Below are 14389 nucleotides of genomic sequence, written 5' to 3'. Positions count from 1 at the left end.
CTCACCTTCGGCGACCGTGTCAGCTGAGGTGGTGCAGGCGGGGGCTGCTCCGCCGCTCACCCAGGGCCGCCAGGACATCGAAGAGGGACCTGGTGGTCTCATGGGCTTCGAGGTAGTGCTCTTGGTCGGCTTCCGCGATGCGCTCGCGGCGGCCGCGTTCCCCGCTGACCTTGAGCCACAGGTCGCGGAAGAAGCCCTCGCGTAGATCGGCGTACTCCCTGGAGTACCGGGCGGTTGCCTCGCGCTGGGCGGCGGTCTGCTCGCTCTGCATCCGCGCGCTGTCGACCAGCTGGCGGCAGAGCAGGCTGATCAGGTCCTCCAGCCCCTTTCTGGCAATGGTGCCGGGAGGCCGGACCCGGTACTTCGGTTCCAATTTGATGTCGCCGGGAGCGCCCGGACGCTGCACCCAACGGGCCGAGACCAGCTCCACGCACCCGTAGGTGTCGATCGGCAGGTATCGGACCGACGCGTGCGGTGCGGCCTCCCGGAGCGTCTCCAGCACTTCGCTGAACTGATCGACGACCTGGTGCTTCAGGTCCGTGGCCTGGTCCTGGAGGCTTCCGCTGTCCGACAGGTACGTCTCGCACTTGACCGGACAAAAGACCACCATGGCAGGCTCGCCAGCCCGCTCGCGGCGGTTCTTGGCCCAGCGCAGTACGACCTGCTTGATCTGGAACACCGCCAGATGCGCGGTGAGTAGGGCAGCGTTTTCGGCTCTGGCCTCCATCAGGAGTACCGAGTCGATCGGCACGATGAGCACCGAACTGTCGGCCAGGAACGCCTCGCACTCGTTCCACTTCTGCTCGTGCTCCGGACCCTCACCGCCGTTCTCCAGCCAGCCGCCAGGATAGTCGAGGATGTCGAAGCGGATGGGCAGATCATGGCCCCGTGGTTCCAGCAGCAGCCGGAACCACGACGGGTCACTCGTGCCGGGCATCAGCATCGGCCGAAACACCCGGGCCTTGAGCGCCCCGGTAACCGAATTGTCGGCGTTGGCAATCCGGTTGCCGGTGAGCCGGTCGGCAGCGGTCAACTGCACCGTGGTCTCCCGGTTCAGCATCCGCTGCCCCTCCGACAGCAGGCTGGCGATCAAGGTGCTCTTGCCCACCTGGCTCGGGGCCAGCAGGCCGATCTTGTACTCGAATACCAGGCGGTTGGTATCCGTCACAGTTCTTCCTCTCCCTGCTCGGCGAGGGCGGCAATCTCCTTGGACACCCCGACCACCCGCGCAAAGCGGCTGTTGGCCTCGTTGATGCCGTGGAACTCCTCCGGCCACAGGTCGTTGCGGTAGCTGCGGACGAAGCGGCGGAACTCCTGCACCGAGGTGCCGGACCGGATCAACGTGTCCTCGAACTGCTCCACCAACGCGTGCACCACGGCCGCGGGCACCGCCGCCTCCCGCAACAGCGACTTCTGAATCCGGAACGCGGCCTGTTCGGCGAGACCGTTGAAGATGCCGTACAGCTCCTCGGCGCCCCCCTCGGTCAGCGGCACCGCCACTTGCTGCATCTCTTCCCCGGTGTCGGGGTGCGTGACCTGGAGGTTCAGCGGAGCGAGGTCGGGACGTACCCTGGGGTAGAGCAGGGTGCGGTACTCCAGCCGCACGTCCAGCAGGCTGTGCACCGCCGCCGCCAGACCCGGGCAGGGCTGCGAGGATTCCCCGAACAGCTTCGCGAGGCGCTTCAAGACCACCTGGCCGGAAGCCTCCTCACCGTCGGCCGACTCGGCGAACAGCGCACCGCACTCGGCCGCGATGGCCTCCGCCGTACGGTCCCACGCGTCGGTGAGCCGGTCGGTGAAGAAGTCGTCGAGTGCGGCGAAGCGGCGGCTGATCTCCACCCGGATCCGGTTGAACTCGGGTCCGGCGAAGTCCGCCGGATGGCCCTCGGTGATCATGCGGGTGAGTGCCAGCTCCCGCCAGACGTCCGCGCCGCGACCGAAACCATCACCGATCCAGTCCAGTACGCCTTCGTAGGCGTTTTCGACGGCCTGGGCGTATCCCGGGTCGGTGGAGCCGTTCGCCTCCGCCGCGAGGTCGGCGACCAGCACCCGCAGCCGCTTGGCGACCCCGCTGCGCAACTGATCGGCCTTGGCGTCGTTGACCTCCTCCGGCACTCCCGCGCGCCGCGCGACCAGATTCAACGCCCGCTGTAGATCGGCGAGATGCAGTCGGATCCGGTCGCGTACTGCGCCGGCACGGCCGCGTGTGCCGGCGAGCACCTCGGCATCCATGACCGGCAGCCCGTCGGCCAGCCGCTTCAGCAGCGGGGTCAGCACATCACGGCCGACGCGCTCCGAATCGCGTACATCGGTCTCAAAGACGGTGAAGAAGCGGTCGGCCTCCCCGCCATTGAGGCTACGCAGCAGATCTCCCCGGAGGTTCTCAGCCAGATGCGGCTTGTCCGGGTCGATGTTGTGCACCACGTAGGTGAACTCCCCAGTGCTGCGCACGAACCCGCGAACCCTGTCCAGCAGCGCCATGCCGGAGGCGTCGGTCTCGTCGAAGAAGGAGGAGGTTTCGGAGGAGCGCTTGACCACCAGTACAGCGTCGACTTCGTTGCGCAGCCCGTCCACATGGCGCTGCTCTGCGTCCGCCGTGACCTCGCCCAGACCGGGCAGGTCGACGATGCCGATCCGGGCGACGTGCTCGTGCGGGAAGGGGCACTCGATCCTGGCTTCGCGCACCGCGGCGTAGGCACGCCGCACCCCACCGGGACCAGCGGCCCTGATCTCCTCGTCGGTCGGGTAGGCGACGTAGGGGCGGATCTCCTCAAGGGGGACCGACTTCACACCGCCGGTCAGCAGGTGCTTGTAGGAGGGCAGAGCGCTCTGCAGTTCGCGCAGCCTGGTGAGCAGCAGGCGGCTGCGGGTCTGTTCCGACGACTCCGGGTAGCTCCAGTCGGCGAACTGCTCCAGGGAGCGCGGGGGCGCAGGTAACGAGAGGGCCGTGTGCAGCGGGGCGATCACCTCGGCGAGGAAGCTCTCCGGGCTGTGCATCTCCAGTTCGGCCCGGAGCACCGTGGGAGAATGAAAGATCCGGCTCCGGATGGCTGTGACCGGAATGCCGTCACCAGTCGGGATCTGCTGGTCGTCCAGGCCGGAGACCGACTGCAGCAGCGTGCTCTTGCCCATCCGGGCGGCACCGCTCACTCCCAGGTTGACCGTGGCCCGGGTGAACCGGGTGGCGATCATCCGGAAGGAATCGGCGGTCTCGGCCACATCAGCCCTTATCTCAGGCAGCTGAGGGAGCGTAAGGGATCCGGCCAGTTCAGGATCCAGAGTTATGTGCATGCGGAGGTCGGCGAGGATTGCGCTCAGCTCGTCCAGCTGCTCGCCGAGCGCCATCCATCGCGCGCTCTCACGCTCCACTGCGGGCAATTGACGTGACCGTGCTTCGAGCAGGGCATCGATAGCCCTGGATATATCAGACATGTCCCCCCTAGCGTGACACACTGGTTCCGTACCCCTGTGGACCAGTTCGGGAAACCACTCCCGATATGGCAGGCAAGGTAGCGGGCAGAGCCGTGGGGCTGCCGGGCGTTCGCGGAAAACGACGACCACTGCGAGAAACCGTCATTGAGACGCGCCACTCCCATTACTCTCGCCCCGGGGCGGGCACGCGGGGCAACAACTACAGGTTCTGGTACGGCGTCGAGCGACCGCTTCGATCCCTCTGACGACACATGGCTTTCGCGCGTACGGCTGCGGCATCAGACTTTGGGGAAGCAGGCCACGTTGATCGCCTGAGAAGTGGACGGAGGGCGGACCGAGTTCACGGTCACGGTCGAGAACGCCGACAACGCTGCCCCGCAGGTCGCCCTGGGACACGGCCTGCGCACGGCGTCCGGTGCCGGACCGGAGGACAACTCTTAAGCGGACGGAACCCCCGCGGCTGAAGCAGCACGTATGGAAACCGCAGGCTCAGCCCTCAAGGTCAGCTGTCGCCGGAAGGAACCGACTCCTACTGCCTGTGTAGGACACGTACAGTTCCTCGCGGGCACGCGTGCAGGCGACGAAGAGAAGGCAGCGTTCGGCCAGCATGTCGGCTTCATGCTGGAGCCGGTCCACGTTCGGTGCCGTGACGGCCGGCGGGAACGGGAAGGCGCCTGCTGTCACGCCGATCACCGCTACGCACCGGAACTCCAGGCCTTTCATCGCGTGCAGAGTGGCGAGCCGCACTCCCGCATCCTGCTGCGCTGGTCCCTCCCTGACCAGAACCGCGGGCAGCCCGGCGCGTTCCAGTCGCGCCTTGACCTTGTCCAGCGTCTGGTGGAACCGGGCGGCAACCGCGATCTCCGCCGGTGCCGCGCCGCCTGCGACCCACTCACGGATCTTAGCGACGACCGCGCTCAGCTCGGCGTCCTCACTGAGGAAATCCCTCAGCGTGGGCCGACGGCCGTGCAGGAGGGAACGGTAACCGGCCAGTGAGTCCTTGCCGTCGCCCGACAGTGACTCCACTGGCTCGTTCTCCATCAGGGCCGACGCCCACCGGAGGATCTCCTCCGTGCTGCGGTAGTTGATGCGCAGCCGGCTGGAACGGCCCGCGACCGGGATACCGAGAGAACCCAGCGAGACACGCGAGTCGTAGATGCGCTGGTGCGGGTCCCCCGTGATGAACAGGTCGTCGGGTCCTGGCGCGACGGCTCCACGCAGGACCCGCCACTGGACCGGGTGCAGGTCCTGAGCCTCGTCGACCACGACATGGGCGTACGGCGGGTCACCTGCCCCCGGTTCGCCCAAGAGTCTGGCGGCCTCCGCGCACAACTGCAGGTAGGTGCACTTCCCGTCCTTGCGCAGGCCCTGCTCGAACATCCTCATGGCCCGCCACACCCGCGCCCGCTTGACCGGCCCCAGGGCCGACCCCCTGCCGCGCCGCACCGCTCGCAGATACTCGTCCTCGGTGGAAATCGATTGGGCGAGCACCACGTGCCGGTACTCCTGGGAGAGGAACTGCTCGTTCCACTCCAGCCCGAGGGTCTGCTGGATCTTGCGCCAGCGGAAGCGTTCGTCGGCGTCGTCGCACAACCTGGGCACCGAGCCCCGGCGGCGGCGCACGATGTCCCGGGCCAAGGCATCGACCGTGGTGACATCGACCCGCTTCAACAGAGCATCGTCCTCCAGGAGCAGCGCTAGGTTCTCTCTTAGGGACTTCGCCAGCGCGGTCGTGTACGTGGTGAGCAGGATCCTGCCTACGTGCGGCGACCTCTGGAGCAGGTGCTTCACGCGGTGCAGGGCCACCACGGTCTTGCCCGTGCCGGGACCACCGGTGACCTGGGCGGGGCCGGCATAGGTCGCCCGGTAGGCCACACGGCGCTGGGTGGGGTGGAGGAATATGCGCCAGGCGGTGAACGGCTTGGTGAGGATGTCCTCCAGTTCCTCCGCTCCCGTGACCACGGTGATACGGCTGTGAGTGTTGGCGATGGCGGACGACAGGTCGTCGGGGTCGTAGGGCCCTGGGTCCGCAGGACGGCGCACGGCTACGACCTCCCGCCAGACCGTGTCTTCGTCGAACCCCTCGGCGAGGAACTGCAGCACCTCGAACTGGTCCTCGGGGAACAATGAGGCGAACGCCTCCAGCTGGGCCTTGTCGGTGATGGTGCGGGCCGCGCGCAGCGTTCCCTCGTCGATGCCTAGCCGGGTCAGGGACGCGTCCGAGAAGCCGTCGAACAAGCGCTCCTGTGCCTTCGCCGCAGTCTGCTCCAGCACCGGGGTGAGCTGCTCGATGGCGACGACATTGCGGACTTCCAGGCCGCGCGTGGCGGTGTTGACCGTGTAGAGCCGCTTGGCGGCCCACTCGTAGGCCTTGTCGTGCTGTACGACGTTCACAAGGAGGAAGGTGTCACCGCCCTCGTCGGGTGCGAGGACGACGCCCCGCCAGAAGTCGGTGATCCTGATGGTCCGCAGGCGCGAATCGCGGGCGTTCACCACGGACTCCAGGTGCAGACCCTTGTCAGCGTGCAGTTCGGCGACGGTGAGTTGCTGAAACTTCTTCATCGCCTTCCGTACGCCTGCCCGGACCGGCTTCTCCAACTGCTCGTACTTGTCCCAGAAGGTGTTGGCGAAAGCCAGCTGCGGCAACGGACCGTCCTCCCCACGCGGTGCGATGTGCACACCCTACTCAGAGGCCTGTCTGCCGGCAGGCCTCCGACCGGGGCCAGAGAGGGCTTATCGGTACTCCGTCAGGATCGTGCGCAGTCGTGTGGACGCCGCGGAACCGGGGAGTCTGCCGTCCGCGATCGCACGGATGATGTGTGCGCCGTGATGTCCTGCCTGCCGGATGATGGCCGTCCGACCAAGGTGGGACGCCATGCGCCGCGCGGCCAGCTCCACGGCCTGCGGGGAGAACCCGTCGCTCTCGGCGGAGGGCCGGAACCTACGGGGGGCCGGCATCGCGGTGCGTGGACGATGCTTCGGCCGCTGCCTGGAGGCGGAGTGTGAGTGGGCTTGTTCTGCTTCCGCGAGGATCTCCGTCAGTCGGTTCCGGGCCTTGGTCTCGAGCTGGCGGATCCGTTCCCTGGTGACGCCATACAGGGAGCCGATCACGTCCAGGGTCTGAACTTCCTGGTCGATCAGGCCGCTGCGCCGCCGCAGGATGTCCGCCGACTTGGCGTCGAGCTTGCTCAGCAGCCTTTGTTCGATGTCCTCCCGCGACCACTGCGGGTGCAGCAGGTCTTCGGGCCCTAGAGAAGGCAGGTCGTAGGAGAGGGCGTCGCCGAGATTGGCGCCCTCGAACAGTTCACGGTCGAGAGAAGCGGTCACTCTGCTGACACCGCGGATCTCCGCTACACGGGTCACCGTGAGACCCGTGGCAACGGCGACAGCATCCTTGGTGGCCGCACGGCCCAGCGCATGCAGCTTGGCTTCGGCCGCGGCCACCTTGTGCATCTCCTCGTGCAGGTGCACCGGAATGCGGATGGCGCTGCCGAAGTCCGCTATCGCGCGTGTCATCGCCTGACGGATCCAGTGGTAGGCATAGGTCGAGAGCTTGAAGCCCCGGGCCGGGTCGAACTTGCAGATCGCGTGCATCAGGCCGAGCACCCCGTGGTGAAGCAGATCCTCGTCCTCCAGGCCCTGGCCCGTGTACTTCTTGCGCAGCTCGTGGACAAGGCCCACATTGTGTTCGACGAGAGCCTCGTAGGCCTGGCGGCGGACGTCGCTGCGTGGGAGGGCGGCGAGTTCCCCCTCGGTCGGCTCCTGGGAGCTTGAGGTGGTGGGCCACCCGCGCAGCAAAAGAGTCAGCCCGGTTTCCTCCTGTGCCGTCAGGATGCGTTTGGCCGGGCGGCGCAGAAAGCGGCGCTCCGCGAGCAGTGACCTGGCGGCGGAGACCTCGGCCGACCACTTCTCCCTGACGGCTGGAAACGGTTGGGCAGGGATGGCGGGCAAGGGCTCCAGGCCCCGTTTCGCCTTCTGCCTGGCCTGTTGCGGCTGCTCGTCGCGGCTGGGCGCCGGGCGCGGTGGTTCCGTGCGTGTCGCCTTCTGCCTGGCCTGCTGCGGCTGCGCGGTGGGCCGACGGACCGGTACCGGCGACTCCACGCGTGCCGGACCAGCCAGCGCCGCTGCCAGCCGGCCAGTCTCGTCGTTGTCGAGCCCGCACAGTCGCGCCAGTCCCGGTATGACGCGAGAGACAGGGGCGGCAGAGTCGGCGTAGCGCTGGGCCAGCTTCAGCACTGCCGCCATCCTCGGACCGAGATCTTCCCTCCGCCTCGACGGTTCGATCGGGCCGAGCGACCGGTTTTCGGTGGCGCGCCCCGCGTCGGTCGCTCTGGTCGAGCCGGTGTGAGCCGTCCTGCTCCTCGTCGGAGCGTGGACCGCCGTTGCCGCCCTGGTCCCGACCGCAGCCCGCAGCGGCGACGTGCGGCCGCCGACCTCGGCCGCCGCACGGCGAGGAGCCGCGACTCTGATGCCAAGTTTCTTCAACTCGCCTGTCAGGCGTTCCAGTTCGGCGTCGTTGAGACCGAGGCCGGAAGCAGCCGCGAGGAACTCCTCGCGCGTCACCGCCCCGTCCGTGGCCAGCTCGCGCAGCCGTCTCAGCAGCGCCCCCAGCGCCAGCCGCATCCCCTGCTCCCTGTCCCCCCGGAAGCCCGGCGTCATGCCTGCCATGGGACGACTGTGCCACGGGGATACGACAACCGGCCCTGACGTGCCGGAATCGGCGCTAGGATCCCTGGCCCCGGCGTGGGGACGCTGGGTGGGGAACGGCCGCGCTCGTACCGGCCGCTGCAAGGGGGCACGATGGATCCACGGGACGAGTTGACCGCGTACTTGCGCATGCAGCTGATGGGTCCGGCGGACGGTGAACGTGAGGTCCTGCTGTTCCCGCCCGACCGCCAGTACCTCGTCGGCACCCTCTACCCGCGCGATGCGGACCTGCACGGGCAACTGCGCCTGGCGGGCGACATGGACGACGATGACGAGGGGCGGGGAACGGAGGATGTCCGTGAGGACACGAACCCGGCCGTCGACCCGCTGCCCTCCGTCAACTCCTGGCTGCCCTCCTCACTGGGCATCAGTTTCTACACCGACGCCACGGAACTGCAGGTCACCTGCTCCGCTGCCCGTTACCTCACCGAACAGGGGGAACGAGCCCGACAGTGGCGGCGTGAGCCGCTGCCTGAGGAGACCAAGCCCGTCGGGCCCAAGGACGACAACCCTGTCGAGGTCTTCGGCGGGCGGGGTGAACTCACCGTGCGCTGGAGGCCCTTCCGGGAAGGCCACCTGGTCACCGTCGGGCTGGCGAATGCCGCCCGGACCGGTGACGAGGACCGGCGCACACCCGCCTGGGACCGGATGCTGTTCCAGGTGCGCCTGGGTGTCACCATGCCGGGCGGCCGGATCCGTCAGTACCCGAGCACTACGCTGATCAGCCGCGACGAGGAGGAGCAGGAGCTGCGCCTGCAGTACCGCCACGTCCGCACCTACGCCGTCGGCCACGGATGCGCAGTGGGAGAGGTGCTCGCCGACGGGCGAGTGGTGGGTCTGAACACCGAGTTGCTGCCGCACGTCGATGTTCCCGACGTCCGGGCCGCTGGGCCGACCGATCTGCCCGTCCTGCGGCTGGCCCGTCTCGCGGACGACCGGGTGGCCGTCGGCGACCTGCGCGAGGAGCTCCGCGCGTTCGCCGCCGGATACCGGGCCTGGTACGAGGAGGAGCGCACTCTCGACGTCCCGCCCTGGGGACGCCCGGCCGCCGACCGCATCCTGGCCGGAGTCGAGGCCGCCGTCACGCGCATCGAGTCGGGCATCGAGACGCTCTGCGATCCGCGGCGCCCGGAGATCCTCGCGGCCTTCAGGACCGCGAACCGGGCCATGGCGCTGCAGATGCGGCACAGCGCGCGCGATCAGGCCGGTGAGCGCCGGGAACGCCGCACGGCCATGCTCCTCGAGCCCGACCCCGATCCGGAAGCGGCGTGGCGTCCCTTCCAGTTGGCCTTCTTACTACTGGCCTTGGACGGCACGGTGGATCCAGGCCACCCCGACCGCGACACCGTCGACCTGATCTGGTTTCCCACGGGCGGCGGCAAGACCGAGGCCTACCTGCTGCTGGCCGCGTTCGTCATGGTGCTGCGCCGCTTCCAGGAGGACGGCGGCGGCACAGCCGTACTCAGCCGCTACACCCTGAGCCTGCTCACCACTCAGCAGTTCCAGCGTGCCGCCACCCTGGTCTGCGCGCTGGAACGGCTGCGCCGCCCGGACGAGCGGCGGCTCGGCAGCGAGCCGTTCTCCATCGGCCTGTGGGTCGGCGACACCACGGTGCCCAACCGCTACGCGGACGCGGAACAAGCCTTCGGCAACCTGCGGGACGCGGCGCACCCGGGGGAGGCCTTCATCCTCGACCGCTGCCCCTGGTGCGGCACGCGCATCCTGCCGCACGCCAAGTCCGCGGACCGGGGCGACTACGGCATCCGTGCCACGGCCACGTCCTTCGCGTTCTACTGTCCGCGCGACGAGTGCTTCTTCCATAAGGAGCTGCCCGTCGCCGTCGTCGACGACCACCTTTACGACCGGCCGCCGACCTTCGTCCTGGGCACCGTCGACAAGTTCGCGCGTCTGGCCTGGGAGACCAGGGCGGGGCGGCTCTTCGGCACCGGGGGAGCGGAGAACCTCCCGCCGAGCCTGGTGATCCAGGACGAACTCCACCTGCTTACCGGCCCGCTCGGCTCGCTGACCGGGCTGTACGAGTCGGCGGTGTTGTCCTTGTGCGTGCAGGAGGGCAGGGGCCCGAAGGTGGTGGCATCGACGGCGACCATCCGCCGTTCGGGAGAGCAGGTGCGCCGGCTCTACGGCCGGGACGTGCAGTTGTTCCCGTCCGCCGGTCTCAACGCACGCCACTCGTACTTCGCCGAACCCGACACCAGCCCTCGCGGCCGACGGGGCCGCCGCTACCTGGGCGTCATGGCCCAGGGGCACACCGCGGGCAGGGCCTCCGTCGCCACCGCGGCGGCGATGCTGCAGGGCGCGTACGAACTGCCGGAGGAGCACCGGGACGCGTACTGGACCCTCGTCGCCTACCACCACAGCCTGCGCGAGCTCGGTCGTACGATCACCGCGACCGGGGACGACATCCCCGCCCAGCTCGCCGGAATGGGGGGTGCCGCAGGTGCCCGGGAGCTGACGGACCAGCAGGTGCAGGAGCTCACCAGCAACCTGAACCGGGCCGAACAGCCCGTGCTGCTGGACCGGTTGGCCAAGCCCTGGACCGAGCCGGGGGCCATCTCCTTCCTTGCCTGCACCAACATGCTGTCGGTGGGCGTGGACGTGAAGCGGCTCGCGCTGATGCTGATGCTGGGGCAGCCGAAGACGACCGCCGAATACATCCAGGCCACCAGCCGTGTGGGACGTGACAAGGTGCCCGGTCTCGTCGTCACCTTCTTCAACGCCACCCGTCCGCGCGACCGGTCGCACTACGAGACCTTCGGGGTCTACCACCGCTCGCTGTACCGGCACGTCGAACCGACCAGCGTCACGCCCTGGTCGGTGCCGGCACGCCGGCGTGCCCTGCACGCCGCGCTGGTGGTGCTCGTGCGGCACCGTCTCGGACTCTCGGCGGAGGACCAGGCGGGTGAGCTGCTGGACCACCTGCCGGGGGCCGTGGTGCTTGCCGAGGAGCTTGTCGCCTGGGTGCGGGCGAGTGACCCGCGTGCCGCGCAGGCCGTGGGTGACGAACTCGACGGGCTGCTCGCCGCGTGGCAGCACCGCGCCCAGGAGGCCCGGGACGCGAACAAACCCCTGTACTACCGGGGCCAGGGCAAGGGGCACCTGAATCTGCTGAAGAACTTCGAGCAGTACGGCGGCCTGTGGGAGACCCCGCACTCCCTGCGCACGGTCGACCGCGAGTGCCAGGTCACGGTGAAGGGAGCCGACCGGTGAGCCGCAAACTGAGAGTGCGCCAGGCGCAGACCGTACTGCCGTTCGGGGTCGGGGCCGTCCTGGACATCCAGGGCGAATCGTTCGTCGCCACCGGCATCGGGGACTGGCCGCGTAAACGACAGCCGGTGGACTCACCCCGGCTGGCCGCACGGCTGCGAGTGAGCGGTTTCTTCGCCGCCCCACCGACTCTCAACGACCGTTACGACAACCAGGACGCGCCAGGGGCCCCGTACATCCGGTTCCCGAACTGGCTGTTCTGCGGCAGCTGCCGCCGTATGCGGCGCTGGCGCATCGCCGACGAGACCCCGGGCACGCCTCCGCAGTGCCCCCAGTGCTCACCGAGGCGCCCGCTCGTCCCGATGCGGTTCGTGCAGATCTGCAAGGCGGGACACCTCTCCGACGTCGACTGGTGGTTCTGGGCGCACTCCCGGCTGGACCCGGAGGACCGTCAGGCCTGCACGTCCCGGGAGTCCCGGGATTCGCGGGCACAGCTGAGCTTCCGCGTTGAACAGCGCGCCGCGGGCCTGGAGGCTCTGTCAGTCGTCTGTACTGCGCCGAAGTGCCGGGGCGCCCGGGACCTCCTCGACATCCTCGGCACGCACGGCCTGCGCTGCTCCGGACGTAACCCCTGGCAGCGCGCGACAGAACGGGCTGACTGCGGCGAGACCGTTCAGGTCGTGCAGCGCACCGCTGGAAACCTCTACTACCCCGTGGTGCACTCCGCGCTGGACATCCCTGAGGCCGAAGGACCCCCGGTCTGGGAGGGCGAGGCGGCCGGGCGGGTCCGGGCCAGTACTCTGTGGCTCGCCCTGTGCAGCGCGCCGGACGGCCCGAACGCGCCGGCCCTGCGCGGGATGATCAAACAGGAGACCCAGGCCGATGACGCACTGATCGACGCCCTCTTGGCCGAGGAAGCCGGCACGCCCGTCACCATCGCCGCCCCGGACCAGCCGGTCTACCCCGACCTCAGCAGCGAGGAGTGGGCGGCGCTCACCGCGCCCGCGCCCGAGGCCACCCGCGACTTCGTGGTCCGGCACACCGACCTGGGGCTGGCAGGGGAGAACCAGGCGCCGTGGACGACCCTGCGGGAGCGGATCGGCAAGGTGGTGCTCGTCGACCGGCTGCGGGAGGTGCGAGCCCTGCAGGGGTTCACCCGGGTCGCCCCCGACGCCACCTTCGTACCCGCCGACACCTCGCGCCGTCTGCGCTGGCTCCCGGCGGTCGAGGTTTACGGCGAGGGCGTCTTCCTCACCCTTGACGCCGGACGTCTCACCGACTGGGAACGCGTCACCGCCGTACGCAACAGGGTGCTCGGCATCCGCGCCGACCTGGACCGCAGCTTCCAGAAGGACCGGCTGGAGGCACACACCGGCACGGTGCTGGCCCCGCGATTCGTGCTGCTCCACACGCTCGCGCACCTGCTCATCCGGCAGCTGTCGTTCGAGTCCGGCTACACCACGGCGAGTCTGCGGGAGCGTGTCTACGCCCGTGCCGACCGCGACCAGGCCGGGCTGCTCGTGTACACGGCGGCCGGTGATGCGGCCGGCACCCTCGGCGGCCTGGTCCAGCAGGGCGAGCCACCGCATCTCGCCGAGACTCTGCTGCGCATGATCGAGGCCGCGGCCTGGTGCTCCGCCGACCCGCTGTGCGCCGAACACTCCGGACAGGGCTTCGGCAACCTCAACCGGGGCGCCTGCCACGCCTGCGCCCTGCTCCCGGAGACCAGCTGCGAAACGGGCAACACCCTCTTGGACCGGGTCCTCGTGGTCGGCGGTGGCGAGGTCCCCGGCTTCTTCGAGGACGTGATCATCTCGGCCCGCGCGACCGCGGTGGACCAGGAGGAGTAAGGGCCGGTGGTAGTGGACTTCCTCTCGCTGACCCCGGACCAGCAGGACGTGCTGGCCTCCCTCCCCTTCGACGGCCATCACCTGGTCACCGGGCCACCAGGATCGGGCAAGAGCGTCCTCGCGGTACAGCGCGCGGTGATGCTCGCCCTGACCGGAGAGCCTGTGACCCTACTGACCCGCTCGAACCTGCTCCGCCAGTCACTGGAGCCACTGGCAGCAGCCCTCGGTCCGGAGGAGGGCCTTGACGTGTCGACCGTCCACCGCTGGCTGCATGCCTGGCACCGCGCGCTGACGGGCCGCCCCACACCGCAGACGGACGACGGCTGGTTCGACTGGGTGGCCGTCTTCCAGGTGGCCGCCGTCCGGTACCACGGCACCGGACCGCTGCTGGTGATCGACGAGGGTCAGGACCTGCCGTTGGACTTCTACCGGCTGTGCCGTCTGATCGGCGCCCGTACGACCGTCTTCGCCGACGAGTGCCAGCGCATCACGGACACCCAGTCCACACTCGCCGAGATCGGCTCCCTGCTCACCGGCCCTAACCGCCACGACCTGACCGCAACCCACCGAACCACCCGCCCGGTGGCAGCCCTGGCCGACCGCTTCCACGTCGGCGGGGCCCGGCAGGCCCTCCCGGACCGTGCGGGCCCGACGCCCTCTCTGCGCTGCTACGGCAACGCGCAACAGGTGGCGGCACACGTCGCCGAGTACACCGGGCCCCGGCCCGGCGAGCGCGTCGGCGTCATCCTCCGCCACACCCGGCACCAGATGGACCTGACGGAGCGTCTGGAGCGCCTCATTCCGCGCTCACGCCTCCAGACCTACGTCGGTGAGGGAGCCGGCCGCTACCGCACCCTGGACCTGACCCGCCCCGGCGTCACCGTCCTGAACCGGAAGAGCGCCAAGGGCCTGGAGTTCGACACGGTGTTCGTCCCCGACACCCACCTCGACGCGGGAGACGACCCGACCGGCGCCGGTCTGCGGATGCTGTACTACGTCCTGGTCACCCGGGCGCGCACCCGGCTGTTCCTGGGATACGCGGGGGACAAGGAGCCGCCACTGCTGGTGCACCTCCCGGCGACGGAGCTGGTCCGGGACCGGGGCGCGGACACGATGGCCTAGTGACCTGGTTTTGAGATCCTGTCGCAGTAGCGGCAGATACGGTCGAGGATCTG

Annotated in this window: 8 protein-coding genes; 4 read left to right on the top strand and 4 right to left on the bottom strand. The window is 69.2% G+C overall.

The window, feature by feature from the left end; translation table 11 throughout:
* Positions 1-19: 19 nt before the first annotated feature.
* Together FDO69_RS35085 and FDO69_RS35080 are read right to left on the bottom strand one after the other, a co-directional pair.
* Positions 20-1168 (bottom strand): hypothetical protein, encoded by a 1149-nt coding sequence (locus FDO69_RS35085; RefSeq protein WP_104786603.1) that lies wholly within the window; start codon positions 1166-1168, stop codon positions 20-22.
* Positions 1165-3432 (bottom strand): hypothetical protein, encoded by a 2268-nt coding sequence (locus FDO69_RS35080; RefSeq protein WP_138430251.1) that lies wholly within the window; start codon positions 3430-3432, stop codon positions 1165-1167. The genes FDO69_RS35085 and FDO69_RS35080 overlap by 4 nt, the downstream gene beginning before the upstream one ends.
* Before the next feature lie 318 nt (positions 3433-3750).
* Between FDO69_RS35080 and FDO69_RS42805 the strand changes: the two genes are divergently transcribed.
* Positions 3751-3873: a hypothetical protein gene (locus FDO69_RS42805; RefSeq protein WP_267896270.1), complete on the top strand. Its 123-nt coding sequence runs from the start codon at positions 3751-3753 to the stop codon at positions 3871-3873.
* Positions 3874-3921: 48 nt separating this feature from the next.
* Here FDO69_RS42805 and FDO69_RS35075 read toward each other — a convergent pair whose 3' ends face one another.
* Both FDO69_RS35075 and FDO69_RS35070 read right to left on the bottom strand, forming a co-directional pair.
* Positions 3922-6078 carry a UvrD-helicase domain-containing protein gene (locus FDO69_RS35075; protein WP_104786597.1) on the bottom strand — a complete coding sequence of 719 codons (2157 nt, stop codon included), beginning with the start codon at positions 6076-6078 and terminating at the stop codon, positions 3922-3924.
* Between the two features lie 87 nt (positions 6079-6165).
* Positions 6166-8100 carry a sigma-70 family RNA polymerase sigma factor gene (locus FDO69_RS35070; RefSeq protein ID WP_104786595.1) on the bottom strand — a complete coding sequence of 645 codons (1935 nt, stop codon included), beginning with the start codon at positions 8098-8100 and terminating at the stop codon, positions 6166-6168.
* 132 nt (positions 8101-8232) lie between these two features.
* On the opposite strand from FDO69_RS35070, the gene FDO69_RS35065 reads away from it, so the two are divergent.
* The 3 genes from FDO69_RS35065 to FDO69_RS35055 are packed head-to-tail and all read left to right on the top strand — an operon-like array spanning position 8233 to position 14336.
* On the top strand, positions 8233-11367 hold the full coding sequence (locus FDO69_RS35065; RefSeq protein WP_104786593.1) for a helicase-related protein: 3135 nt from the start codon (positions 8233-8235) through the stop codon (positions 11365-11367).
* A complete protein-coding gene (gene drmB, locus FDO69_RS35060) occupies positions 11364-13214 on the top strand; it encodes a DUF1998 domain-containing protein (RefSeq protein ID WP_104786590.1) in 1851 nt (616 codons plus the stop codon). The genes FDO69_RS35065 and drmB overlap by 4 nt, the downstream gene beginning before the upstream one ends.
* A gap of 12 nt (positions 13215-13226) precedes the next feature.
* The gene (locus tag FDO69_RS35055) at positions 13227-14336 is read left to right on the top strand and encodes an ATP-binding domain-containing protein (RefSeq protein WP_240806345.1); all 1110 of its coding nucleotides are present in this window, start codon (positions 13227-13229) and stop codon (positions 14334-14336) included.
* Positions 14337-14389: the final 53 nt, after the last annotated feature.

The organism is Streptomyces tibetensis (assembly GCF_007655005.1).
Taxonomy (GTDB): Bacteria; Actinomycetota; Actinomycetes; order Streptomycetales; family Streptomycetaceae; genus Streptomyces; species Streptomyces tibetensis.
The sequence above is the reverse complement of the archived record's forward strand: the minus strand, read 5'-3'. Positions and strand labels throughout refer to the sequence as shown.

Excerpts from the sequence above, each read along its gene's own strand:
- FDO69_RS35065 (WP_104786593.1), top strand. The coding sequence starts at position 8,233 with ATGGATCCACGGGACGAGTTGACCGCGTACTTGCGCATGCAGCTGATG.
- FDO69_RS35080 (WP_138430251.1), bottom strand. The coding sequence starts at position 3,432 with ATGTCTGATATATCCAGGGCTATCGATGCCCTGCTCGAAGCACGGTCA.
- FDO69_RS35070 (WP_104786595.1), bottom strand. The coding sequence starts at position 8,100 with ATGGCAGGCATGACGCCGGGCTTCCGGGGGGACAGGGAGCAGGGGATG.